The sequence below is a fragment of the Flavobacterium sp. 22659 genome (assembly GCF_052044235.1).
Lineage (GTDB): Bacteria > Bacteroidota > Bacteroidia > Flavobacteriales > Flavobacteriaceae > Flavobacterium > Flavobacterium johnsoniae.
Map to the genome: position 1 here is coordinate 191,853 of NZ_JBQEMU010000003.1, position 26,093 is coordinate 217,945.

At 32.9% G+C, this 26,093-nt stretch carries 25 protein-coding genes; 12 read left to right on the forward strand and 13 right to left on the reverse strand.

The window, feature by feature from the left end; translation table 11 throughout:
- Positions 1-174 precede the first annotated feature (174 nt).
- The gene (locus ACTJIW_RS04595) at positions 175-882 is read left to right on the forward strand and encodes a porin family protein (RefSeq protein WP_012023396.1); all 708 of its coding nucleotides are present in this window, start codon (positions 175-177) and stop codon (positions 880-882) included.
- Here ACTJIW_RS04595 and ACTJIW_RS04600 read toward each other — a convergent pair.
- Entirely contained in the window at positions 877-1,311 is a 435-nt protein-coding gene (locus ACTJIW_RS04600; RefSeq protein ID WP_235023002.1) for a hypothetical protein, read from the reverse strand. The genes ACTJIW_RS04595 and ACTJIW_RS04600 overlap by 6 nt on opposite strands.
- A 436-nt stretch (positions 1,312-1,747) precedes the next feature.
- Between ACTJIW_RS04600 and ACTJIW_RS04605 the strand changes: the two genes are divergently transcribed.
- From ACTJIW_RS04605 to ACTJIW_RS04635, 7 genes are all read left to right on the forward strand, one after another.
- Positions 1,748-4,216, forward strand: coding sequence for a bifunctional UDP-N-acetylmuramoyl-tripeptide:D-alanyl-D-alanine ligase/alanine racemase (locus ACTJIW_RS04605; protein ID WP_440714648.1), 2,469 nt, complete (start codon positions 1,748-1,750; stop codon positions 4,214-4,216).
- A gap of 68 nt (positions 4,217-4,284) precedes the next feature.
- Complete coding sequence (mscL, locus tag ACTJIW_RS04610) at positions 4,285-4,665, forward strand: large conductance mechanosensitive channel protein MscL (protein ID WP_012023399.1); 381 nt, start codon at positions 4,285-4,287, stop codon at positions 4,663-4,665.
- Between the two features lie 126 nt (positions 4,666-4,791).
- Positions 4,792-5,457, forward strand: a complete 666-nt coding sequence (locus tag ACTJIW_RS04615; protein ID WP_440714647.1) for a hypothetical protein — start codon at positions 4,792-4,794, stop codon at positions 5,455-5,457.
- A 151-nt stretch (positions 5,458-5,608) separates the two neighbouring features.
- Positions 5,609-6,598, forward strand: a complete 990-nt coding sequence (locus ACTJIW_RS04620; RefSeq protein ID WP_440714646.1) for an aspartate-semialdehyde dehydrogenase — start codon at positions 5,609-5,611, stop codon at positions 6,596-6,598.
- Between the two features lie 172 nt (positions 6,599-6,770).
- Positions 6,771-7,610: a hypothetical protein gene (locus ACTJIW_RS04625; RefSeq protein ID WP_440714645.1), complete on the forward strand. Its 840-nt coding sequence runs from the start codon at positions 6,771-6,773 to the stop codon at positions 7,608-7,610.
- A 117-nt stretch (positions 7,611-7,727) separates the two neighbouring features.
- Complete coding sequence (locus ACTJIW_RS04630) at positions 7,728-8,129, forward strand: immunity 22 family protein (protein WP_440714644.1); 402 nt, start codon at positions 7,728-7,730, stop codon at positions 8,127-8,129.
- 43 nt (positions 8,130-8,172) lie between these two features.
- Complete coding sequence (locus ACTJIW_RS04635) at positions 8,173-8,682, forward strand: SMI1/KNR4 family protein (protein WP_440714643.1); 510 nt, start codon at positions 8,173-8,175, stop codon at positions 8,680-8,682.
- A 51-nt stretch (positions 8,683-8,733) separates the two neighbouring features.
- Here ACTJIW_RS04635 and ACTJIW_RS04640 read toward each other — a convergent pair whose 3' ends face one another.
- The 4 genes from ACTJIW_RS04640 to ACTJIW_RS04655 all read right to left on the reverse strand — a co-directional run bounded on the left by ACTJIW_RS04640 (position 8,734) and on the right by ACTJIW_RS04655 (position 11,245).
- Positions 8,734-9,051 carry a 2Fe-2S iron-sulfur cluster-binding protein gene (locus tag ACTJIW_RS04640; RefSeq protein ID WP_012023404.1) on the reverse strand — a complete coding sequence of 106 codons (318 nt, stop codon included), beginning with the start codon at positions 9,049-9,051 and terminating at the stop codon, positions 8,734-8,736.
- A 56-nt stretch (positions 9,052-9,107) separates the two neighbouring features.
- Positions 9,108-9,587, reverse strand: a complete 480-nt coding sequence (locus ACTJIW_RS04645; RefSeq protein ID WP_012023405.1) for a hypothetical protein — start codon at positions 9,585-9,587, stop codon at positions 9,108-9,110.
- Between the two features lie 213 nt (positions 9,588-9,800).
- The gene (locus ACTJIW_RS04650) at positions 9,801-10,040 is read right to left on the reverse strand and encodes a NifU family protein (protein ID WP_012023406.1); all 240 of its coding nucleotides are present in this window, start codon (positions 10,038-10,040) and stop codon (positions 9,801-9,803) included.
- A 74-nt stretch (positions 10,041-10,114) separates the two neighbouring features.
- Positions 10,115-11,245 (reverse strand): Mrp/NBP35 family ATP-binding protein, encoded by a 1,131-nt coding sequence (locus ACTJIW_RS04655; protein WP_012023407.1) that lies wholly within the window; start codon positions 11,243-11,245, stop codon positions 10,115-10,117.
- Between the two features lie 378 nt (positions 11,246-11,623).
- On the opposite strand from ACTJIW_RS04655, the gene ACTJIW_RS04660 reads away from it, so the two are divergent.
- On the forward strand, positions 11,624-13,243 hold the full coding sequence (locus ACTJIW_RS04660) for a L,D-transpeptidase family protein (protein WP_012023408.1): 1,620 nt from the start codon (positions 11,624-11,626) through the stop codon (positions 13,241-13,243).
- Positions 13,244-13,304: 61 nt separating this feature from the next.
- Here the strand turns inward: ACTJIW_RS04660 and ACTJIW_RS04665 are convergent, their stop codons facing one another.
- The 3 genes from ACTJIW_RS04665 to ACTJIW_RS04675 form a co-directional block, all read right to left on the reverse strand.
- Positions 13,305-15,734 (reverse strand): ABC transporter permease, encoded by a 2,430-nt coding sequence (locus ACTJIW_RS04665; protein ID WP_440714642.1) that lies wholly within the window; start codon positions 15,732-15,734, stop codon positions 13,305-13,307.
- A gap of 133 nt (positions 15,735-15,867) precedes the next feature.
- Positions 15,868-16,575 carry an ABC transporter ATP-binding protein gene (locus tag ACTJIW_RS04670; protein ID WP_012023410.1) on the reverse strand — a complete coding sequence of 236 codons (708 nt, stop codon included), beginning with the start codon at positions 16,573-16,575 and terminating at the stop codon, positions 15,868-15,870.
- A gap of 112 nt (positions 16,576-16,687) precedes the next feature.
- Positions 16,688-17,926, reverse strand: a complete 1,239-nt coding sequence (locus ACTJIW_RS04675; RefSeq protein ID WP_073408110.1) for an efflux RND transporter periplasmic adaptor subunit — start codon at positions 17,924-17,926, stop codon at positions 16,688-16,690.
- A gap of 157 nt (positions 17,927-18,083) precedes the next feature.
- Between ACTJIW_RS04675 and ACTJIW_RS04680 the strand changes: the two genes are divergently transcribed.
- The gene (locus ACTJIW_RS04680; RefSeq protein ID WP_440714641.1) at positions 18,084-19,427 is read left to right on the forward strand and encodes a sigma-54-dependent transcriptional regulator; all 1,344 of its coding nucleotides are present in this window, start codon (positions 18,084-18,086) and stop codon (positions 19,425-19,427) included.
- 124 nt (positions 19,428-19,551) lie between these two features.
- A complete protein-coding gene (locus tag ACTJIW_RS04685) occupies positions 19,552-20,877 on the forward strand; it encodes a sensor histidine kinase (RefSeq protein WP_440714640.1) in 1,326 nt (441 codons plus the stop codon).
- A gap of 28 nt (positions 20,878-20,905) precedes the next feature.
- Here the strand turns inward: ACTJIW_RS04685 and ACTJIW_RS04690 are convergent, their stop codons facing one another.
- From ACTJIW_RS04690 to ACTJIW_RS04710, 5 genes are all read right to left on the reverse strand, one after another.
- Positions 20,906-21,232 carry an MGMT family protein gene (locus ACTJIW_RS04690; RefSeq protein ID WP_149205683.1) on the reverse strand — a complete coding sequence of 109 codons (327 nt, stop codon included), beginning with the start codon at positions 21,230-21,232 and terminating at the stop codon, positions 20,906-20,908.
- 128 nt (positions 21,233-21,360) lie between these two features.
- The gene (locus tag ACTJIW_RS04695; RefSeq protein ID WP_440714639.1) at positions 21,361-21,999 is read right to left on the reverse strand and encodes a LysE family transporter; all 639 of its coding nucleotides are present in this window, start codon (positions 21,997-21,999) and stop codon (positions 21,361-21,363) included.
- A gap of 39 nt (positions 22,000-22,038) precedes the next feature.
- Positions 22,039-22,716, reverse strand: coding sequence for a tRNA (guanosine(46)-N7)-methyltransferase TrmB (trmB, locus tag ACTJIW_RS04700; RefSeq protein ID WP_073408106.1), 678 nt, complete (start codon positions 22,714-22,716; stop codon positions 22,039-22,041).
- A 312-nt stretch (positions 22,717-23,028) separates the two neighbouring features.
- The gene (locus tag ACTJIW_RS04705; RefSeq protein ID WP_012023417.1) at positions 23,029-24,411 is read right to left on the reverse strand and encodes an ammonium transporter; all 1,383 of its coding nucleotides are present in this window, start codon (positions 24,409-24,411) and stop codon (positions 23,029-23,031) included.
- Between the two features lie 262 nt (positions 24,412-24,673).
- Positions 24,674-25,162 carry a nuclear transport factor 2 family protein gene (locus ACTJIW_RS04710; RefSeq protein WP_012023418.1) on the reverse strand — a complete coding sequence of 163 codons (489 nt, stop codon included), beginning with the start codon at positions 25,160-25,162 and terminating at the stop codon, positions 24,674-24,676.
- Positions 25,163-25,418: 256 nt separating this feature from the next.
- On the opposite strand from ACTJIW_RS04710, the gene ACTJIW_RS04715 reads away from it, so the two are divergent.
- Complete coding sequence (locus tag ACTJIW_RS04715; RefSeq protein ID WP_440714638.1) at positions 25,419-26,087, forward strand: hypothetical protein; 669 nt, start codon at positions 25,419-25,421, stop codon at positions 26,085-26,087.
- Positions 26,088-26,093: the final 6 nt, after the last annotated feature.

Here is a 26,093-nt window from a genome sequence, read left to right on the forward strand (position 1 = left end):
TTCTGCTGCATAATCTTTGAAAAAACTTCAGTAAAACCAATTATTTGTAATCAAAAAAAGAATAATTACTTTCTAATCACATCCTGAACTAGCATTATATTATATTTGTAAGTGAAATAAATTGATTCTATAAAACGTTTATTTTGTAAAACCTCTTTTAAACTCAAAAAATCTATGCGATTAATTTTTAGCTGTTTGTTTTTAGTTTCATTTTTTAATGTTTTTGCACAGCAGGATGCAAAACCAGAAATAAAACCTATAGTTAAAATAGATTCTTTGTATAGAGAAGATCAGTTTTACTTTTCGGTAACGTATAATATGTTTACTGATATTCCTCAAAAATTTAAACAGAATAAATTCTCGCTGGGACTTTCGGGTGGTTTTCTTCGCGATATGCCAATTAACAAATCAAGAACAGTTGCCATTGCGGCCGGTTTAGGATTGAGCTATCAAAACTATTATCAAAATTTTGCAGTTTCAAAAGATGGAAACGGAACAATAGTTTATAATGTTGTAGATGCAGGAGAAATTGCTTCAAACCGATACAGACAATATTCTGTTGATCTTCCAATAGAATTTAGATGGCGTAATTCGACATATGAGAGTACAAAATTCTGGAGAATTTATGCAGGAGTAAAATTGAGTTATTTATTCTCAAACTCTTCAATTTTAGATGACGGTGAGAATAAATATAAAATAAACAATAACTCCAATATTAATAAATTTCAATACGGTCCGTATCTTTCTGCAGGATACAATACATGGAATTTATATTTGTATTATGGTTTGAGTCCGTTGTTTAAAGACGGAACCACAACATTAAACGGAGAAAAAGTAAGCATGAAAACCCTAAATGCGGGATTAATTTTCTACATTTTATAACCACAAATACAAAAACAGCACCTGCGGTAAAACGCCCACAAACAATCCAATTAATAATTCTTTAGGAGTATGTGCATTCATTTCTAATCGTGATGAAGCCGTAATTCCGGACAATAAAATTAAAAGCGCTCCCCAATACGGATTATGTAACTGCAGATGAAGGTTTAACCCAACTGCAAAAATTGTAAAACCGCTTATTGCCGCCATGTGCAGACTTGCTTTGATTTTAAAAAGAGAAAGCACCAAGGCCAGAATAGTAGTAAATAAAGCGCCCAGAAAAAAGAAATGAAGTTCTGGATAGCGCATAATCACAATACTTCTTTTTACCAGTAAAATATATAAAAAACATTGTAAAATAAGAGGAATACGGCGCTGCGAGTTCTCCGGCAGCATCATCGATTTTACATGACCTGTTGAGCGAAGAAGCATAAAAAATAATATTGGAACGATGATCGTTATGACCAATATTTGAAATAAAACAAAGTATTTTTCCTGGGTTGTAAAAATGTCATCCTTGCAATAAAGATAAAACAATGTTGCATACATCGATATAAAAATCGGATGAAGTATATAGGAGAATAGTGGAAGTATTTTTTTCAAAACGAATTATTTTGTGGTATTTAACAAATATAATAAATTAATGTTTTTTGCTGTGAATATTTAGTTTTTCCGGCGCCAATTATACAAATTTCCACAAATTATTTATTTGTTGAATGCTTAAAAATTAGCCACAGATTAAAAGATTATCACAGATTAGAAATCATTTAAATCCTTTTAATCTGTGGCAAAAAATAAAAAGTAATTTGTGGAAATTTGTGTAATTCGCGACAAACCTTTTTTTAAATTTGACAAAAAGAATTTCTAAATGAGCATAAATTTAAAAAGCCTGATTCCGGTTTTAAATGCCGAGTGGACAGGCTCAGATACTGATATTTTTGTAGATCATATTTCAATCGACAGCCGTTCTTTACAAAACGGACCTCAAACATTGTTTATTGCTCTTTCGGGCGCGAATAATGACGCTCATTTATATATTGCCGAATTAATAGAAAAAGGCGTTCAGAATTTTGCAGTTCAGTATATACCAGAAAATGTAAAAGGAAAAGCCAATTTTTTTGTTGTAAAAAATACGCTGAAAGCATTACAGGAATTAGCAGCCTATTATCGTGATTTATTCGATTTCCCTATTATTGGTTTAACCGGAAGCAACGGAAAAACCATAGTAAAAGAATGGCTTAATTTTCTTTTAAGCCCTGATTATAATATTATCCGAAGCCCAAAAAGTTATAACTCACAAGTTGGTGTTCCGCTTTCTGTTATTGCTATAAACGAAAAACACAATTTAGGAATTTTTGAAGCCGGAATTTCAACGGTTAACGAAATGGTTAATCTTGAAAAAATCATCAAACCCAATATTGGAGTTTTAACCAATATAGGTTCTGCACACGATGAAGGATTTGAAAATCTAACTCAGAAAATCAATGAGAAATTACTGCTTTTCAAAAAGTCGGCCGTAATTATTTATCAAAAAAATGAATTGGTAGATAAATGTCTTTTAGATTTTTCTGCTCAATATCCGCTAGAAAACAGAACCTTATTTTCATGGAGTTTTGCAGATGCTTCTGCAGATGTTTTTATTCTGAAAAAAGAAACCAAAAACGATTCAACCACAATAAAATATCAATACAAAGACGAAATTTTTAATTTAGAAATTCCGTTCAGCGATTCTGCTTCTATCGAAAATGCCATTTCATGTTTATTGGTTTTACTGCATTTTGAATATGATTTTACCGTTATTCAAAACAGAATGGAAATGCTTTATCCGGTTGAAATGCGTCTTGAAGTTAAAAACGGAATCCACAATTGCAGTTTAATAGACGATAGTTACAGCTCCGATTTTCAATCGCTGAAAATCGCTTTAGATTTTCTGGAAAGCCAGAAAAAAAATGCTTCAAAAGCCGTTATACTATCAGATATTTTTCAAAGCGGATTTTCAAATGAAGAACTTTATTCAAAAGTAGCGCAGTTAATTTCAGATAATAAAATAAACCGTGTCATTGGAATTGGAAGCACAATTTCATCTTTTCAGGATAAGTTTCCAAACAGTACGATGTTTCAAAATACAGCCGAATTTATTGCTGAAATCGAAAATCTGAATTTCAATAACGAAACCATATTGATAAAAGGCGCAAGATCATTTCAGTTTGAAGAAATTGTTTCACTGCTTGAGGAAAAAACGCATGAAACAGTTCTCGAAATCAACCTGGATGCTATAAATCACAATCTGAATTATTTTAAATCAAAACTGGCCGATGATGTAAAAATCATGGTTATGGTAAAGGCTTTTGGTTATGGAAACGGCGGACTCGAAATTGCAAAACTGCTCGAACATAATAAAGTAAATTATTTAGGTGTGGCTTTCGCCGATGAAGGAATTTCGCTGAAAAATGGCGGCATCAAACTGCCTATTATGGTTTTAAATCCAGAATCGACCAGCTTTCCTTCGATAATTCAATACAAACTTGAACCCGAAATTTACAGCATAAAAGGCTTAAATGCCTTTTTGAAAATTGCCAGAGAAAAGAACTTAAAAGATTTTCCTATTCATATAAAAGTCGATACAGGAATGCACCGTTTAGGTTTTGAGGATAATACGATCGACGAATTAATTGCGACTTTAAAAGGAAACTCAACCGTTCGTGTTCAAAGTATTTTATCGCATTTGGCAACGAGCGATGATCCGAAGCATTTTGGTTTTGTAGAAAAACAAATCAATTTATTTGAAAGATTATCATCAAAATTAATCTCAGAATTAAATATAAATCCAATCCGCCATATTTTAAACACTTCCGGAATCAGTAATTTCCCAAATGCACAATACAATATGGTGCGTTTAGGAATTGGTTTGTATGGCGTTTCCAACGATCCGGCTGAACAGAAATATCTGGAGAACGTAGGTACCTTAAAATCGATTATTTCGCAGGTTCGAACTATTCCCGCAGGCGACAGTGTAGGGTATGGACGCCGTTTTATGGCAGATAAAGAAACAAAAATTGCAACCATTCCAATTGGTTATGCAGACGGAATTTCGAGATTATGGGGCAATCAGGTTGGTTTTGTAACCATTAAAAATCAAAAAGCCTATATCGTAGGAAGCGTTTGTATGGATATGTTAATGGTTGATGTAAGTCATATAGACTGCAAAGAAGGCGATTCGGTAATTATTTTCGGCGAAAGCCCAACGGTTATAGAAATGGCTGAAGCATTAAAAACCATTCCGTATGAAATAATGACCAGTATTTCGCAGCGTGTAAAACGAGTATTTTTTAGATAGAGTACCGAACTTTCAGGAAAATTGCGTATTTTCGATATTCAATTATTATAAACAAAAACAGATCAGATATGGGATTTTTTTCAGAATTTAAGGAATTTGCAATGAAAGGCAACGTGGTTGATCTTGCTGTCGGTGTAATCATTGGAGCTGCTTTTGGTAAAATCGTGAGCTCATTTATAGAAGATGTAATTACGCCGCTGTTATTGAAACCGGCTTTAGATGCTGCTAATTTATCAACTATTGAGCAGTTAACTGCTTTTGGAGGAGTAAAATACGGACTGTTTTTATCGGCTGTAATAAACTTTATAATTGTTGCATTTGTTTTATTTTTGATCATTAAAGCAATGAACCATGCTAAAAAGAAAGATGTTGCGCCGCCACCGCCTCCAGCCGGACCAACTCAGGAAGAATTGCTTACACAAATTAGAGATTTATTAAAAAATAAATAAAAATATACCGCTGCACTAAGTCTAACTTAACCGCTTTCTAATTGAGAGCGGTTTTTTTATGTTTGATTGTTTTTTTTTGTAAGAAAAATAAATATATTTACGAAAATTAGATTTATATAAATCATTATGAAAGTGGAATTAGTGCCTGTTATTGAGATTTTTAATACTGATCAGAATATTGAATGGCCAGATGTTAGTCCTTCTTGGGAGTATCAGGATGAGTGGGCTGAATATTTTCGTTTAACTAGTATTGCTGCTGGATTTTCAGATACATTAAAACCTTATTCAAAAGGTTCTTCATTTTATCGAATAGATGAAATATCAGATGAAGATTTATTAAATGCTATTCAAAGAGAAATAAAAATACAGCAAACGGAAGAAAACAAGGGAATTGAAGATTTAACTTGTTCGTTTAGCGGAGGTTATATTTTAAAATTAAATGATGAATCAGTATATTTTCCTCAATGTTGCTGCTGTTTAGCTGATATAAAAATGTGGGAAGGATTGATAATTGGCAAAACAAAATTTTTTTATCCTGGACACCCTTTTCCCAGAGTAACAGAAAGGGACAATAAAATTCATTTTGATTTTATTGATATTGAAGTTAGAGAAAAATTTGCGCCGCCCTTTTTATATAATATCTTAGAATTGAAAAAGTCAGAATTAGAATTTGCAATTAAAGAAACAAATAAAGTACTTGAGGTTTTTGCCAATAGGCTTAAATTAATTAATCAAACGGAAAAAATTAACATTACAAATATTGACAAAATATTGATCTGGGGAGAAAGCTAATAATGAACTTACGTATTACCAACCTGATAATTTTCAATTTTTGTTTAAAATATAACATTTTGTTATTTTTTGTGAATCACCTTGCCAAGACTTTTATTATACTTATTTTTGCGTTATAAATTAGATTAATTGATTATTTAAAAATATAAAAATGAGAATTGCAGTTGTAGGTGCTACCGGAATGGTTGGCGAAGTAATGCTTAAAGTTTTAGCAGAAAGAAATTTTCCTGTTACGGAATTAATTCCTGTTGCATCAGAAAGATCAGTTGGAAAAGAAATCGAATACAAAGGAACCAAATATAAAGTAGTAGGATTACAAACAGCTGTTGATATGCAAGCTGATATCGCTGTTTTTTCTGCAGGAGGAGATACATCTTTAGAATGGGCTCCAAAATTTGCTGCTGCCGGAACAACTGTTATCGACAACTCATCTGCATGGAGAATGGATCCGACTAAAAAATTAGTGGTTCCAGAAATTAATGCCTCTGTATTAACAAAAGAAGATAAAATTATTGCAAACCCAAACTGTTCTACTATTCAAATGGTATTGGCTTTGGCTCCTTTGCATAGAAAATACAACATTAAAAGAATCATTGTTTCTACTTACCAATCTATCACTGGAACTGGTGTAAAAGCAGTTAAACAATTAGAAAACGAATATGCAGGAATTCAGGGTGATATGGCTTACAAATATCCAATTCACAGAAATGCAATTCCACACTGCGATAGTTTTGAGGATAACGGATACACTAAAGAAGAAATGAAATTAGTTCGCGAAACTCAAAAAATTCTTGGTGACAATACCATTAGAGTTACTGCTACTGCAGTTCGTGTACCAGTTGTAGGCGGACACAGCGAAGCTGTAAACGTTGAGTTTACAAATGATTTTGATGTAAGTGAAGTTCGTGAAATTTTACACAATACGGATGGAGTAGTAGTACAGGATAATTTAGATACCTTTACATACCCAATGCCATTATATGCAGAAGGTAAAAATGATGTTTTTGTTGGAAGAATCCGTCGTGATGAAAGCCAGCCAAACACATTAAACATGTGGATCGTTGCTGATAACTTAAGAAAAGGCGCTGCAACAAACACGATTCAAATCGCTGAATATTTAATTCAGGCTGGTTTGGTATAATTGAGAGATTAAATAAAATTGTTATAAAGAGAAAACCGTAATTGCAGTAATGTAATTACGGTTTTTTTGTGTTTTATAAATAGCTTATTTTGATAGTTTTATGACTTGTACTGTATAGTTCCAACTTTTATTCTTTTGTAATTTTAGCTTTTGTAGAATTAAATTCATTTAAATGAAAAAGAATAAAGACAATATAGAGTTTGGATGCTTCTCAATCTCATTACCTAATGAAATATCTGCCGTTTTTACAATATTTGAAGATCTGGCAGATTTTTTTCAAACGGAATTTCAATCTGAGGCTGTTTCTATTTTAAAAAAAGAATTAAATGATATTTCTTTAAAGCCAAAACCAAATATTGATTATGAGAGTGACTATACACATATTGACAGTCGAAGTGCTGATACAATTTTTGAAGTAGCAAAAGTAATTTGTAATTTAACTTTTCGCGAAAAGTGTAAAATGCCTTCAGAAATAGAACTTGAAAGTATTTATAATATACTTAAAAACTGGAAAAGACCCCAAAGCCAAAAATGGAGAGTAGGAGACATATTATCAATTCCTTTATTGGATAACACATTTGCATTTGGTCAAATAGTAGGAACTCATCTAACAAAAAGATGTCCAATTTTAGCATTATTTAATTTAAAGAAAGAAATTGAGCTTATTAGTCAAGATGAATTAAGAAACGTATTTCCGCTTGCAGTATATAATTCTAATCAAGATGAAATAGCTAATTATACTTTTAAAATTTTATATAATTATGAAATACTTGTAAGTCCTGATAGGGTAAAAAATAAGAATTCATCTGGTGGTATTAGCCTTAAAGCTCTTGGAAATGTTTATTTTGGACTAGCACCGTGGAATGTTATGTACTTGGAGAATTATTTTGATAGTTATTTACTGCCAGAAATTGAAAGACCAAAAAATATCATTTGGTTAAATGAAGAAGAAAGAAATCAATACAGAAGAAAAAATTTTAAAATTGATGAGAATAATAATCGTATCAAATAAGCCTCTTAATATAGAAGACTTTTGAGTATAATGTAACTACGGTTTTTTTGTGAGAAATATTTTGGTGATTGTACTTTTGAAATAATACTTTTGTTTTAATTATAAATCAATTTTTTAATGCGAACAGAAATCAGCCATTTTTGGTTTGGAAAATTTAAATCAGAAGATGAATATTTTGATTTCATTGGTGAAGATGAAAGTTATTATAGTGAAGATGACATAGAGGGAAAATATCTTTCTGAGTTTGCAAAATCACAAGATAGAAATCATTTAGATCATGACTTTATGGAAAGCGGTTTTGAAGATGAAAATATATTGTTCGAAGATAAATTTGAGAAATATTCTTATGCTTCAGAATGGATATTGACGGCAAAAGAAAAGTTAATTCAGCTAAATCAAAATACAGAAGAAATTAATACGGTTGTATTTATCTCAAAAGATCAGATTAAAAACCCTGTTTCGATAAATAATTCAAATTTCAATTTATTGTATATTGGTGAAATTGAATATGAAATTTGATTTTAACTAGATATCGGTTTAATTATTATAAAATACAAAACAAATGAATTTCGATAACTACAAGGTAATTCCAAATTATCAAACCAATAAAACAGATCTATTTACAGCCGATGAAGAAGATATTCTGGCGTGCGAAAAAATACTAAATGTAACTTTTGATGAAGATTATAAAGAGTATGTTTTGCAATATGGAAGCGGTATTATGGGCGGAACTTATGTAAGGATGTTTCTTCCGGAAACCATAATGCTTACACTTGATGAATGGAGAAAACGCATTACTGAATATTGGTTTTGGGATGAAGGAAAAGAAGTGCTGACAAAAGATGAAGTATTGAAATCGATTAGAATTGGTGATACTTTTGATGGAGATGAAATCATTTTTCTAAACAATCAATATTACATACTGCCGCGATACAGCGAAATGATTTACAAAGCTGGAAATACACTCGAAGAAACAATTACCTGGCTGTGTTCATCTGGTATTTTAACAGAAGCATTTTCAGAAAGAGAATTTGAACCTTTTGATCCGGAAGAGCTAATTAATAAATTGTAAAAATAGAACAGCATAAAAAAAGCGGGAAGCAATTGATTCCCGCTTTTTTTATTAATATTCTGGAGCAAGCTCCAGTTCTAAACCTTCTAATTCTTCAGTAATTGGTATCTGACAACCTAAACGGCTGTTAGATTTAACGTAAAATGCTTCCGACAGCATGGCTTCTTCTTCATCTCCCATTTCTGGTAATGCAACATCATTTAGAACATAACATTGGCAGGAGGCACACATTGCCATTCCTCCGCAAGTTCCTTCAACAGGAAGTTCGTATGCTTTGCATAACTCCATTATGTTCATTGCCATATCAGTTGGAGCTTGTAATTCGTGTATAACTCCTTCTCGATCTTTAATCTTAATTAATACATCCATTTATTATGGGATTTTATTGGTAGGATTCTATAACGTGAAAAAATCCTGTATTTATACTAACTAGCAGGTTTAGTGCTAAATGCGTATTCCTTTCTGTTACCTTCTTTAAGGCGCATTTTTACTCCTAAAACACTGTCGCTTTTTTCAAGGATTGTAATAACTGCAATAACCGAATAATAATCTCTATCTGATTGAAAAATCAATGTACCTTCATAAGTAGAGTTTAAAACTCCCTGTTTGTCTGTAGTTACAGAAATTTTCCTTGGATTTGAAAACTGGGCAGCACTATAAGTTGCCTTGTTTGAAAATTTACCCTTTCCGTCAACAAAGTCATATAAGAAATCATAATTTCCAATACTTAAGGTTCCTGGAGTATCATTAGGATTAATTGAAAATACAATTTTTCCTGAATATGTAAAATCTGACCATTCTTCAGATTCGCTTACCCAAGCTTTGTCAACAATAACTGTTTTGTTCTGAGCATAATTCACAGCTGCAAAAAACAATAATAAAAATAGAGCGTAAAACTTTTTCATAGATTTAAGATTTAGGTTATGTCACAAATTTAAGTTAAAAATGTAACAAATAGTTAACTAAAACTCTTAAATCTTCATATTGTTTTTTGCTAAATCCTCAAAAAACTATGATTATTAAGCTTTTTATTGAATTTTTACAAAAGTTATTGTATAAAGGCCTATTATTCTTGTTAATTCAGCAGAATCAAATTAACGGCCTAAATATCACTTTTGTTACATAATATTTACCACAGTTTCAATTTGCGGTGCATACTTTTTTATAGTTGTTTCTACCCCAGCTTTAAGTGTCATCTGGTTAACGCTGCAGCTTATGCATGCGCCTTCAAGACGAACTTTTACATGCTTATCATCGTCGATAGAGATTAGCGTAATGTCTCCGCCGTCGGATTTTAAGAATGGCCTGATTTCATCTAAAGCCAATAAAACATTATTTGTTAATTCTTCTGTTGTCATAATTATAATGTGTCAATTGTGAAATGTGCCAATTAGAAAATAGTATCTAATTGGCAGATTATCTCATTATCTAATTAATTTTTCTTTACTGCAGAACAACCTGCCATTGTTGTAATTTTGATTGCCTCAGTAGCCGGAAGACTTTCGTTTCTGTTTACTGTTTCCTGAACTACATTTCTTGTAATTTCTTCAAAAACAGCTTCGATTGGAGAAGCCGTCTGCAATGCTGCCGGACGTCCGTAATCTCCTGCTTCACGAATAGACTGTACAATAGGAACTTCTCCTAAAAATGGAACATCTAAGTCTGCTGCAAGATTTTTTGCTCCCTCCTGACCAAAAATATAATATTTGTTATTTGGTAATTCTTCAGGTGTAAAGTAAGCCATGTTTTCGATAATTCCCAAAACAGGAACATTAATGTTATCCTGCATAAACATCGAAACTCCTTTTTTAGCATCGGCAAGAGCCACAGCCTGCGGTGTACTTACTACAACAGCGCCTGTAATTGGAAGCGACTGCATGATAGAAAGGTGAATATCTCCTGTTCCCGGAGGTAAGTCTAGTAACATGAAATCTAATTCTCCCCAGTCAGCATCAAAAATCATTTGATTTAAAGCTTTTGCAGCCATTGGACCTCTCCAGATTACAGCCTGGCTTGGCGATGTAAAGAAACCGATAGAAAGCATTTTAATTTCATAACTTTCAATTGGTTTCATTTTTGATTTTCCGTCAACCGTAATCGATACCGGTTTTTCATTCTCAACATCAAACATAATCGGCATAGATGGTCCGTAAACATCGGCATCTAAAACACCAACTTTAAAGCCCATTTTAGCAAGCGTAACAGCAAGATTTGCAGTTACGGTAGATTTTCCAACTCCTCCTTTTCCAGAAGCAACAGCAATGATATTTTTAATTCCAGGAATAGCACGACCTTTAATTTCTGCTTTTTCCGGAGTTTCTACTTTAATGTTAACTTTAATTTTTGCATCGGCAGATATTAATTCGTGAATCGTTTTTTTAATATCGTCTTCTGCTCTTTTTTTGATATGCATAGCCGGCGTGTGCAATACTAAATCGACAACAACTTCGTCGCCAAAAGTAAGTACGTTAGCAACCGCACCGCTTTCAACCATATTTTTTCCTTCCCCGGCTATAGTAATTGTTTCTAAAGCTTTAAGAATTTCTTTTCTATCTAATTTCATTTTATTGTGCTATTATGTATGGAAAGAAATCAATTTAAAATTCCTATGTTAATTTAAACTGATTTCAGACTGCAAAGATAACAGATTAAGTTCGGATTCAAACGCTTTTAAATTGTATTTATTGATATTGAGATTAGTCAAAATGATGCATGTTATTTTAAAACCTCAATTTTTAACGCTTTTCATTTTTTAAAATTCGTATGAAATTTACGTCAATAAATGCAATAATGTCAATTATCTTAGTTAAATTTGAGTACCCTAAATCGAAGATTTCCAAATAAAACAAAAAAGTATATGAAAACTTATTTTGGAGCTTCATTATGAGTTTTCGGTATTTTTTAAAATAATTTTTGTTCAAAAAATTTAAAACTTAAAAATATGCGAAATTTTACTTTTTTATCTGTAATTGCTGCTTGTAGTTTTTTAATGTTTTCTTTTACCCCGGCGAGCAATACTCTTAAATTTAAAAACGAGATCAACGAATTTGATAACATTTTAAATGTCAAGACAACTATTGTTTTTGGAACAATCGATGCTGCTTCTATTAATTCTTTTTATAAAAAATATCCCAAACTAAAAAAATATCAAAAAGATGTTGAAGATCTTTATAAAAAGAAAGACTATAATACCATTTGGTACGACGATAAAAGTGTCAGCGAATTTGGAGCACTTTTGTATCACAAAGTCAGCCTTTTAGAAGATCAGGGAATAAATGCCGAAATGCCCTATATGGACTTGGTTGATGATGTTTTTAATGAAAACGTTACAAACAAACTTCCTAAAGCAGATACAGAGTTGTTATTGTCTAATATGTATGTTTTTTATGCCAGTAACGTTTATTCTGGTGTCGATCCGCAGACTTTAAAATCAATTGGCTGGTTTCTGCCAACTAAAACTATTTCTTATGATAGAATTTTAGATTCATTAATGGGCGATCCAAACCGATTAAATAAAGATGAAAATCTTCTTTTCAGTCAATATTATAAACTTCAAAATGTATTGCAGAGATACCGAAACATTGAAAAAAACGGACTTTGGAAAAAAATTGAAATCGACGAAGCAAATTACAAAGAATTAAAACCTTTAGACAGCGGTAAAGTTGTTCAGCAAATTAGAGAACGCTTATTTGTAGTCGGCGATTTAAAAGAAGATTCAAAAAGCCAGTATTATGATCAGGAAATGATGGATGCTGTTTTAAAGTATAAAAAACGATATGGACTAAAATTGAATTATACTTTTACGAAAGAGCAGATAGATCAAATGAACGAACCAATCAGCAACAGAATTAGAACTATTATGCTGAATATGGAACGATGCAGATGGATTCCGACTAAACTAGCTAAAGCAGACGAATATGTAATGGTTAATATTCCTTCGTTCAGGCTGATTTATGTTAAGGATGGAAAATATGATTTAGTTTCAGATGTTTTTGTGGGAACCCGAATGACAGAAACCGTAATTTTTAGCGGCAATATTGACCGAATCGTTTTCAGCCCTTATTGGTATGTTCCGGCAAGTATCATTAAAAATGAGCTGAAACTTAAAATGGCCGAAGATAAAAATTACCTTGCCGATCATAATATGGAGTGGAATGGCGGAAGTGTACGACAAAAGCCAGGTCCTAATAACTCTTTAGGGTTAGTAAAATTTATGTTTCCTAATCCAAACGATATTTATCTGCATGACACACCGGCAAAAAGTTTATTTGATTTTGAAAAAAGAACTTTCAGCCACGGCTGTATTAATGTAAGAGATGCTAAAAAATTAGCATTAGAAATACTAAAAGACAATCCAGACTGGCCGGTTGATAAAATAAATGATGCTATGAGCGGTGAAAAAGAAACTACCTGCATGCTCAAAAATAAAATTCCAATTTATATAGGTTATTTTACAGCCTGGGTTACAGATGATGGTGAAATTGGTTTTTATCCTGATGTTTATGATCGTGATAAGCAATTAGATAAACTTTTGTATGGCGATTCTGTTGCCTTAAAATAAAAAAGAAACCCTCGTTAGAATTAATTTCCGGCGAGGGTTTTTTAAAAAAATGGTCTACAAGTTATTCATATTTTAAATATTTCAAAATATCGATTTTAGTAACCTGATAGGCTTTAGTTATTACAATTAATAATGTAAGGACTAAAAGTGAAACCAATGCAATACTAAACGGAACGATTGAAATATTGACTCTAAAAGCAAAATCCTCCAGCCATTTTTGCAATAAAATATATGCTGGAACAATTCCAATTAAAAATCCCATTCCGCAGAAAACTATATATTGTCTGGATAATTCTTTCAATAAAATATCCGTTTCTGCTCCTAAGGTTTTTCTAATCGCAATTTCTTTCAGTCTTCTCTCCATCGAAAATGATGCCAAAGCAAACAATCCGAAGATAGCAATTATAATTACGACTAAATTTAAGATAAAAAACAGATTTTTTTGTTTGACCTGTTCTTCATAAGTTTTAGCAAATCCTTTATTAACAAATTCATAATCAAAAGGATAATCAGGATTTATGTTTTTCTCCCAATAAGTTTTTAATTTTGCCAGAGTTTCTGATAAATTATTTGGAGAAACTTTTAAATATACATTTTGAAAATTATTCCATTTTAAAGTTTTTAAGTTTATAAAAACCATTGGCGGAACTTTATTCTGCAGTCCGGTAATATGAAAATCTTTAACAACACCTACTACTTTAAATTTTAAATTTCCTTTTTCATTTCCCCAGCCAGAAGAAATAACAGTATTTATAGGGTTTTTAAGGCCCAAAGTTTTAGCTAAAGTTTCGTTTATAAGCCAGTTGTCAATTGTATCCGAGGCAAATTTTGGAGATAAATCACGGCCTTGGACAATTTTAATATTCATCATTTCCAGAAAATCAAAATCCATTTCAACATTTCTAGGTTGAACAGAAACCCCGTTATGCGTAAAACCTGAGCTCGAATTTGTACTGTTTCCAAAAGTACCTGCAAAAGTAGAAACCTGCTGTACTCCGGGCATTTTAAGAATTTCTTGTTTTGTAGTTTGATATTTTTCTCCTTTTTTATCGTAATCCTGATAGTTAAAAGGAATTCGTATTACCTGATCGCCGCTAAAACCAAGGTCTTTATTCATCATAAAATCTACTTGAGAATTTACAATTAAAGCACCAATGATAAAAAATGCTGCAATTCCGAATTGAAAAATAAGCATCGAATTTCGAATCCAGATACCGCTTTTACTTCTCGAAAAATTACCTTTTAAAACTTTTAACGTCTCAAAATTTGAGATATAAATGGCAGGGAATATACCCGCAAGAATGATTACTAATCCAAAAATCAAAATGAGCTGCAGATAAAATTCACTGCCATTCATAGTCAAAGTTTTTCTTAAAAAGGTATTGTAATAGGGTAATGAAAGTTCTACAATGGCCAAAGCAAACAAAATCGCAATGGTTACTATTATTGCCGTTTCAAATATAAACTGCGCAATAATCTGCTTTTTTGAAGCTCCCACAATTTTGCGTACGCCTACTTCTTTAGCACGTTTTATAGCAGAAGCCGTAGCCAGATTAATATAGTTTACTAATGATAAAACTAAAATTAAAAGAGATAAACCGGCCATAATATAAAGAAGCTGTAAATTTCCTTTTCCTTCAGGAGTGGCTGATCCAGAAGATTTTGTACCATGAAGATGCAGCGTTTCTAACTTATCAAGATAAATTTTAATTTCTCCGTTTTCTTTAATGTATTGTTCGATAGGCTGTCCGCTTTCTTTAGCATCCTTTAAAGTTCTGTTTACATAATTTACATGATGCATTTTCTTTGAAACCGTTGCAAGATCAGCACCTTTTTTGGTCTTAATCATTAACCCGTAGCTGAAATTTCCCCATTGAGTAAGATCATGCTCACGAACAATGCCGCCAAAAACATAATTTGGCTCAACAGAAGAAGGACGCATAATTCTGTAAACCGCTTTTACGGTGTATGGCTTATTGTCATAAGTAATGGATTTTCCTATTGGATCTTCATTATTCTTAAAAAGCAGTTTTTCCTGATCTTCAGAAATTGCGACACTGTTTTCTTCTTTCAAGATGTCTTTTTTGGCACCTTTTAAGATTGGAAATGGATAAAAATCAAAAAAGTTATTATCAGAAACAGTTATCTTTTTATCGATTACTTTTTTGTTCTGATATTTTATTACCCCCTGACTGTACCAATCATTAAGAAAACAAATTTGATCTATTTCGGGAATAGTTGCTTTACAAGCCATACCAAACGGAATTGTGCTGGTAGTCCATATATCGCCCGTTTTTCCCATTCCGTTCAGCACTTGATATACATTCTCTTTTTCAGAATTCCATTGATCGTATGCATGCTCATTATTCCAGTACAAAATAGCGAAAATCACACCCGAAATCCCGATACTCAATCCTAAAACATTTAAAAACGAAAACAATTTGCTTTGCTTTAAATGATAAATAAATATTTTAAACCAGTTAAAAATCATGGTATTTTATAATTATGTTAGTTATTTTTTTGATCTAAAGGCTGGTTCTGCCTTTTTAAAGAAGAGTAAAAATTTTGCACACAAATCCCACCAGGACTATATTGCAGTAATAACAAATTTTATCATTTTCGAATTATTTAGCGTCCATAAAAACATCAACATTTCGCTGATTTAGCTTTTCAGAAAAAATAACACCGTCTTTCATATGAATTGTTTTTTGTGAAAAAGAAGCATCATAATCAGAGTGGGTAACCATCAAAATTGTAGCACCTTTTGCGTGCAGATCTGTTAGAAGTTCCATTACTTCATTACCATTTTTACTGTCCAGGTTTCCTGTTGGCTCATCGGCAAGAATAATTTTTGGATCATTAACCAAAGCTCTGGCAACAGCAACTCTTTGCTGCTGACCTCCTGAAAGCTGCTGCGGAAAATGTTTTAATCGGTGTGATATATTTAGTTTTTCTGCGATAGCTTCAATTTTTTGTTTTCTTTCAGAAGCTTTTACGTTGTTATAAAGCAAAGGCAGTTCGATATTGTCGTAAACAGAAAGCTCATCGATTAGATTAAAATTCTGAAAAATGAATCCGATATTTTCCTTGCGAACCTGAGCCCTTCCTTTTTCCTTTAAACCAATCATTTCCTGATCCAGCAATTTGTAACTTCCGCCGTCTGCACCGTCCAAAAGACCGATAATATTCAATAAAGTCGATTTACCGCATCCAGAAGGTCCCATAATAGTTAGGAAATCCCCTTTTTTAATCTCTAAGTTAATTCCGCTTAGCGCAGCAGTTTCAACTTCTTCGGTTCTAAATACTTTGGTTAAATTTTGTATCGTTATCATATTTTTTTAAAGATTAGTTATTGATTATGTTTTTTGATTGATGATTGAAACCTTTTTATAATTGTGAATTGTAAATGATGAATTGTAAACTGAGACTGCGACTGAAAACTAATTACTGTATCGAAAGCTCCTCAATATCCTTGTAATCTGAATAAGAGGAAATCACTACAGATTCGCCTTCTTTTAATCCGTCCAGAACTTCATAATAAGAAGGATTTTCGCGTCCTAATTTTATATTTCTTTTTTCAGCTTTATTTCCTTTTACTACAAAAATCCATTTTCCTGCTGTTTCCTGATTAAAACTTCCTTTTTGAACAACCAGAATTTTATTTTTCTCAGATAAAATCAGCTTAACTCCAAAACTTAAACCGTCTTGCAGAGCAATATTTTCTTTTGATGTAAAAGCCAGTTCTACAATAAAATGACCGTTTTTTACTTCAGGAATCACTTTAGTAACCACAACTTCAAGCGTTTTGCCTTTAAATTCTACCTGACCTTTTAAACCTTCACGTATTTTTTCCAGATAAAACTCGTCAACATTGGCAGATAATTTATAACCTTGTTTTGAATCGATTCTACCAATACTTTCTCCAGCCTGAAATGTTTTCCCCAGCACAGGTTCAAACGAAGTTAATCGGCCGGATTCTGGAGCAGTAATCAAAAAGTTCTTTTTGTTGTTTCTTAAAATATCCAAACTTTTTTCCATGGTTTGAATCGAACGGTTAATTTGCGAAATCTGCAATTGATTCGATTGTTTTTCCTTTTGAATGCTCTGCTGAATCGTTTTACGACGTTCTTCCTGAAAACGTAAACTTTCTTTAAAAGTATTCCAGTCGTTTTTAGAAATCACATCTTTGGCAAACAATTTTGCATTTACATCGTATAATCTTTTGGCATCATTATAATCATGTTCGATTAAAACTAAATCCTTAGTCAAATTCAATTCCTGATTTCTAATGTTTAACTTTCCCGTATTCAAATTATTGATTTGCTCAATAATAGCCGTTTCCTGAGTTAAGTAATTCAGTTCTGTATTTGGGTTATACAAACGAGCCAGCGATTGGCCTTTTGTAACCGTTGCACCATTTTCTACAAAAATCTCTTTTACAGATCCTCCTTCTGTAACGTTTACAAGCATAACGTTAAGAGGTTCAACTTTTGCCTGAAAAACAACAAAATCTTCAAAGAAAGCTTTTTCGACTTTTTGAACCGAAAGTTCATCGGCTTTAACATTTAAACTTCTTTTTGAATTAAAAGAAAAAAACACGATTACAGCCAAAGCTAAAAAAACTCCAATTGCTATTGTGAGATATCTAAATTTTCTATTTTTACGAGGAATTACCTTGTCCATTTTTTAAATAATTTACTGATAATCAATAGGTAAATACTGTGCCATAAAATTTATTTTTTGTAAAGTACTGATTTTAAAGAAGCTCTAAAAACCATTCAAAAAACAAGTGTTCGATAATGAACAGTTGACCGTTCAAAAGCGGACAAAAAAACACAGCATGAGAAAAAAGCAAGCCCAAATATTAGTTGTTGACGACCAGGAAGAAATTCTTTTTTCGGCAAAAATGATTCTCAAAAAACATTTTGAAACCATTTTTACGACTAACAGCCCCAAAAAAATCATTTCAATTTTGAATGAAAATGAAATAAATGTGGTTTTGCTGGACATGAATTACCGAATTGGTTTTGAAGACGGGCGCGAAGGAATTCATTGGCTCAAAGAAATAAAAACGCTTTCGCCTAATACAATTGTAATTTTAATGACTGCTTTTGGGAAAATAGAAACTGCTGTTGAAGGCATTAAAATTGGCGCTTTTGATTATGTTTTAAAACCATGGCATAACGAAAAATTGCTTGAAATTATTGATAAGGCTGTCGCCGAAAGCAGAAAAAACACTAAAAAGGTAATTGCAGAAAAAACAGAAAAACGATATTTTACAGGAACTTCCCAAAAAATAAAACAAGCCTATTCTGTAGCCGAAAAAGTAGCCAGAACAGATGCTAATGTTTTGATATTGGGAGAAAATGGAACCGGGAAATATGTTTTTGCCGAATTTATCCATCAAAATTCTGAAAGAAAAAATCAGCCTTTTGTACATGTCGATTTAGGATCGTTGAGCGATAATTTATTCGAAAGCGAATTGTTTGGGTATGCAAAAGGAGCTTTTACAGATGCTAAAACTGATACGCCGGGAAGATTTGAAACAGCGCAGAACGGCACTATTTTTCTTGATGAAATAGGAAATATTCCGCTTCATCTTCAGGCGAAACTGCTTCATATTTTACAAACCAAAACATTGACCAGATTAGGAGAAAGTAAACCACGTCTGTTAAATGTTCGTGTTATTGCAGCTACAAACAGTGACATTAAATCTGAAGTAAAAAACAAAACTTTCCGAGAAGATTTGCTTTACCGAATTAATACGATGGAAATAAATCTTCCGCCCCTGCGTGAACGAAAAGACGACATAGTTCCGATGGCAAATTTTATATTAGAAAATATTGCCGAAAAGTACAATCAGGAAAATTGGCGTTTTGATGAAAACGTATCGCCATATCTGGAAAGATATCCGTGGAAAGGAAATGTTCGTGAAATGGAAAACAAAATCGAACGCGCTCTTATTTTAGCTGAAAACAATACAATTTCTGTAACCGATTTAGATATTCTTGATTTTGAGGAAATTCAGGAAAATGACGATAATCCGTTATCTGAAATGGAGAAAACAGCAATCGAAAAAGCACTTTTTAAACATCACGGAAATATCTCTAAAACCGCCGAAGAACTAGGATTGTCAAGAGCTGCGTTGTATAGAAGAATTGAGAAGTACGATTTGAAGAATTAAAAAGAAAAAGCAAGAGGCAAGAATCAAGGTTTTTTTATCGACTTAAATCTGCAAAATCTGTGTGAAACAAAAAAATAAAGACAAGAGCTAAAATCATTTTAATCTGTGGCTAAAAAATAAAGGAATGAAAAACTGGAAATTTTATAATGCATTTTTTGTGAGAGTTCTGTTCGTTATGATACTCTTCTTTATCTGCTTTTTCCTTATCTATAAAATGTTTTATTTCAATGCACTTTTGGTTGGTTTTTTTGCATTTTTAATGCTCGCCGAAATGTATTTTTTTGTAAAAAACCAATTGCAGTTTTACGACAGAACTTTGTTTTCGATTTTACAGAATGATTTTTCAACCAACTTTCCTGAGGAGAATAAAAGAGATAATTTTAAAAGTTTATATCTTTTATATGAAACGCTCAAAGTACAGCAGCAAGAACAAAAATCGAAGGAACTAATTTATCGTTCCCTTTTAAACAATATTGATTCTGCAGCTTTAATTCTGGAAAAAGAAAATGATGACTGGAATGTTTTCCTGATGAATGACTGCTTTTCGGACTTATTTAAAGTGCCAAAAGTAAGCCATTGGAAATATCTTAAAAACTACCTGCCTTCGCTTTGCAATGAAATTGAAAAAACGGAGTTCGGCGAATTAAAATCGGCAATTTCGATTAAAATTGAAGATCAGGATCTGCAGACTTTTATGCTCCAGACTTCCAGAACACAAACCTATAACAAAGAATATTATATTATTTTATTAGACAGCATTCAGCGTGTTATTGAGAAAAAAGAGAAAGAAGCCTGGATTAATTTAATGAAGATTATTTCGCATGAATTAATGAATTCCTTAACGCCAATTCGAGCGCTTTCGCAGAATCTGCTTCATATTGTCGATCAGGAAAATTTAGAAGAAGATGATTTTGATGACATTAAAAGCAGTATTTCCACGATTATAAACCGAAGCGATCATTTGCAGGTTTTTGTTGAAAATTACCGAAAACTGGCCATGCTGCCAACTCCATCAAAACAAATGACGCCAATTAATACTTTATTTGATGACTGTCTTAGAATCATGAGTCCTATTTTGAAAGCAGAAAACATTGAATTAATAAGTGATATTCATAGTTCGCGTTCGATTTTAATAGATAAAAACCAGATGGAACAAGTAATTATTAATTTGATTACCAACAGCATTTATGCTTTAAAAGAAAAGAATGAAAAGAAAATGTATGTGTCGAGTTATACCGAGAACAATCGTTTTTTTATCACGATTTCTGATAACGGAAAAGGAATCGATCCAGAAATTCAGGACAAAGTATTTCTGCCTTTTTTCACCACCAGAAAAGACGGTGCGGGAATTGGTTTAACGCTTTCTAAAAACATCATCGAAGCGCACGGCGGTTATTTAAGCTACCAAACCGATGAAGATAAAACGAGTTTTGTGATCTGTTTGATCTAGTTTTTTGAACCATATAAGTGATATAAGTCTAACCCTGAATTTCCGGTTTCCAAAAGTGCTTTTCAAAATCTACAATTTGATTGTTTACCACTTTAATGCCTTCACTTTCTAAAAGCTGCTGCATTAAATTCGTTCCTTCAAAATGATGTTTTCCTGTCAAAAGTCCTTTTTGGTTTACTACTCTGTGTGCCGGAACATCGTCCATGTTATGACATGCGTTCATTGCCCAGCCCACCATTCGTGCCGAACGTGCTGTTCCTAATGCTTTTGCAATTGCACCATAAGAAGTTACCTTTCCGTACGGAATTTGTCTGGCAACTGCATAAACTCTTTCGAAAAAATTTTCCTCAGCCATAAATTAGTTTTTTCGTCACAGATTAATATTAAAAAAAAACATCCCTTTAGATTGCAAAATCTGTGGGAAAAAATATTTACCACAAAGTAAAATAATCAATTTAATCCGTGTAATCTGCGGCCCTATTTTTATCCGAAATAATAATTCAAAATATTAAAAAGTGTTGCAATCGCAACAAGGCCTGTAATGCTTCCTATAATTGTGTTCATGTTCCGCATTAAATAATCGGTTTTCTTTTCAATTTTTCCAAAGAAAGCGATATAACTGTATAAAACGGCGAAAGAACCCAGAATAGACCCTAAAACAAAGGTGAAAATAATTATATTTTCAAATACAAAAAGATGGTATGAGGCCAAAGTTACACTCACAACAACATAATACGGAATGGGAAAAAAGTTCAATGCAGAAAGCAGCATTCCTAAAAAGAAACGACTTTTTTTACTGCTTTTTTTAATCTTTGATTTTTTCTTGGTTTTGGGGTCTTTGGCAATAAACAAAAAGTAAATCGTTAAGATCGCAAAAATAACAAAACCAACTTCACGCAATAAGGTTACAACATCTGGTCTGTTGTCGATTACTCTTGCAAATAAAACCGCAACATAAACCTGAAAAAATATTACCAAAACGGCACCAATAACAAACCAAAACGCATTCTTTTTTCCTTCTTTCAGGTTTATTTTGGCTGCCGTCATGTTGATTAAACCTGGCGGAATAATCCCAATTGCAGCAGCAATAAAGCCCGAAAGTAATGGAGTAAGATATACCATTCAGTTGTTTAAGCGGTTAGAAATGTTTCGAAAATTAAATTAGTCTTTAATTTTGAAACGAATATACGTAATTGCCTTGTTAATTTCTAAATATTGTTTTTCGTAAAAAGTCTGGATTGAAGTTACAACTTCTGGACTTCCTTCGTTTTTGTAAACATTATGATTGGCATATAAAACTTCGTGTCCTTCACCATGAAGAAGTCCAAGCGTATAGCCATGCATAAATTCGCTGTCGGTTTTTAAGTTTACGACACCGTCTTTTTTAAGGATTTTTTTGTACAATTTCAAGAACTCAGAATTCGTCATTCTGTGTTTTGTTCTCTTGTATTTAATTTGCGGGTCCGGAAAAGTAATCCAGATTTCGTCTACTTCACCTTCGGCAAAAATATGATTAATTAATTCGATTTGAGTTCGAACAAAAGCAACATTATGAAGACCGTTTTCGACAGCAGTTTTGGCACCACGCCAGAAACGCGCACCTTTAATGTCGATTCCGATAAAATTTTTGTTAGGATATTTTTCTGCTAATCCAACTGAGTATTCACCTTTTCCGCATCCTAATTCTAAAACCAGAGGATTATCATTTTTAAAGAAATCAGAATTCCATTTTCCCTTCAAAGGCATTAAATCTCCTACAACTTCTTCTCTTGTTGGTTGAAAAACGTTTTGAAATGTTTCGTTTTCTCTGAATCTTTTAAGTTTATTTTTACTTCCCACTTTTTATAAAAATTTTGAGCAAAATTAAGGAATATAAACGAATGAAAATAGCGGAATTAGGTTTTAAAATGTTTTCCGCAGAGATTTTACAGATTAAAAAGATTTTTTAACTAGTAATCATGTTTAGTCCCTACAAGACAACTTCAAGATGATGATATTGATTTTACCGATATATAATCTCTACGAGATATGCTCCGTTAGGAGCTAAATATTGGTAGAAAAAAGGTATGTTAAGAGTAAAATGAAATTTTAACCGCAGATTTCACAGATTTCAAGGATTTTTTAATCCGTGAAATCTGCGGCCTATTCTTTTTAACCGTAATGCGGTTCAGTAATTGGTTTTAATTTTGGATCAAGGGTTTCGTCATGCTGTGATAAATCCAATCCAATGTGTTCAGATTCTTCTGAAACTCTCAAAGGAATAATGAAATTGGTTACTTTAAATAAGAAATAAGCGCCGAAGAAAGTAAATACAGAAACCAAAACAAGTGCCATCATGTGATGACCAAAAACGTTCCAGCCTCCGTGCAGTAAACTTGCATTTTCACCATGAGCAAAAATCGCTGTTAAAATCATTCCCATGATTCCGCCGACACCGTGACACGCAAAAACATCAAGCGTATCATCAAATCTTTTAGAGTATTTACAATTTACAGCTGTGTTTGAAACCAAAGCCGTTACAAATCCGAAGAACATACTTTCTGGAACAGAAACAAATCCTGCAGCCGGAGTAATAGCAACCAGACCCACAACAGCTCCAATACAAGCGCCAAGAGCCGAAACCTTTCTACCGTTCATTCTGTCAAAGAAAATCCAGGTTAACATCGCAGCGGCAGATGAAGTAGTGGTAGTAGCAAAAGCCATTGCAGCGGTTCCGTTAGCAGCAAGAGCAGATCCGGCGTTGAAACCAAACCATCCAAACCATAACATTCCTGTTCCTAATAATACAAACGGAATATTGGTTGGAATGTGCTGGCTGTTTTTTCTTTTACCTAAAACAATAACTCCTGCCAAAGCAGCAAAACCAGAACTCATGTGTACTACAGTTCCTCCGGCAAAATCTTTTACGCCAAAATAACTTCCTAAAACACCCGTTGGATACCAAACGGCGTGACATAAAGGAGCATATATAAAAATAGTAAATAAGCTGATGAAAACTAAATAAGAGATAAAACGAACACGTTCTGCAAACGAACCCGTGATAATTGCCGGACATATAATGGCAAATTTCATCTGGAACAAAGCAAAAAGCATAAACGGAATCGTACTTGCCAATTGTTTATGAGGCAGAACGCCAACATAATCCATAAAGGCAAAAGTAGCAGGATTTCCAAAAAAGCTGTAAAAATGATCTCCAGAACCAAAACCAACCGGTTCTCCAAAAGCAAGACTAAAAGCGACAACAACCCATAAAAGTGTTACAACGCCCAGACAGATAAAACTTTGAAGCATGGTAGAAATAACATTCTTTCTGCCTACCATTCCGCCGTAAAAGAAAGATAATCCCGGCGTCATGATTAAAACCAGACAGCTCGACGTAAGCATCCAGGCAACATCGGCAGGTACAATGTGGTCTGTAGTTCCAAATTCAGATAAAACATAATTATTTTCAGTCACCGTTGGCCAAAATGCACCTATCGTGCAAACGACACTTATCATAATAAAGGAAATGATCCAGCGTTTTTCTATTTTCATTTTTAAAATACTTTAATGAACCCTATTTTTTTTGGGGTCAAAGTTATAAAAAATTAAATATTTTGATTTTAAGGGCTGTAAAAATAGTGGCTAGGCTTTTATTTTAGTCAATTTTATAAAATACAACTCGTTTTTTTGACGGAATTTCATTTTAAGGACTCAAAAAACGACCAATATTGTCAATTGTATTATAATTTATTTGATATCTGAATTTGTAACGTACTAGAAAAGTTATGTTTATAAGAATAAAACCAAAAAATGTTTATTTTTTTTGAAGCTTCGCAATCAAAGCGTCTTCAATAGGGGCTTTAATTTTGGTTACAGCATCAACCTCATCATTCGGGATCGTCATAGATAAAACATAGTGCTGAATTTTCCATTCTTTCCCCACTTTTACCAAAACACCAGAACCGCGGCAGATTTTCATTTGTGTATCTAATAATTCATCAAACCAAGCCAGTTTTCCTGATTTGTCAAAAAAGATGTGACGTTCTAAAGCTTTAAAATTCCAGGTTGTTCCTTTATCAAAAAATGGTTTTGCCCAAACAGCAAACTCTTTTTTAGTCCAGTTTTCGGTTGCATCAGTTCCAATGTAAACTGCATCATCTGCCAAAACATTAAAATAGGCATCAAATTTTACCTCACCTGCCGCTTTGTGCCACGCATCAAGAGTTTGATTGATTTTGTCTTTGTCAGTTTGAGCATTTGCAAAAGAAACCGTCAATAATAATAGTAAAAGTGTTTTTTTCATGAGAGATTTTATTTGAGTTTAAAGGTAAGAATTTTTTAAACTGATGTGAGAATGGCAAACGGATTTTACGGATTTAAACTGGTTAACAGCAGATAAAATTATTTAATTATCCGTCTAATCTGTAAAATCAGTGGTCCACAATTTGCAGACTAGTCAAAAACATATTCAAAGTTAAACTTAAATTATTCTTACATTTCTTATATGGCGTAATCCTAAAAAACAAGTATATTTGAGTGCTTTAAAAATATCCCAAATTATGAATCCAAAAATCTTTATAAGCTCACTTGCTATAACATCATTACTTTTTGTTTCCTGCAAGAAAGAATTAGAACCTCAAGAGAACACCTCGACATCTGAATTGGTTAGACTTGGACTTGCAAAAGATACAACCAAAACACCTTCGGTAGTACAGCAGACTCAAGCTTCACCATCAAATCCAAATACAGTTTTAAGTGATACAAAAGGATTAAATCCGGCTCACGGACAACCGGGACACCGTTGTGATATAGCCGTTGGAGCGCCTTTAAATTCGGCACCAACACAGCAGGTTCAGGCGACTCAGGCGCAAACGGGACAAACGGTTCAGGTAAATCCGAATCAAAAAAATGTGGTTACTACAACAACAACGCCTGTAAAAACAGCAAAAGGAATGAATCCGCCGCACGGACAGCCGGGCCATAGATGTGATATTCCGGTTGGAGCGCCTTTAAATTCTCCGGCTGCTAAAACTACCACAACGTCGACAGCACAAAGCGGAACATCTACACAAAATTTTACTGTTTCGCCTCCGCCGGCATCAAACCCTGTTCCGGCTTTATTGAGTACAGAAGCTGGTCAAACGGTAGCAGAAGGAATGAACCCGCCACACGGACAACCAGGACATCGATGTGATGTTGCCGTAGGAGCACCGTTACCGAAATCATAAAGAAGA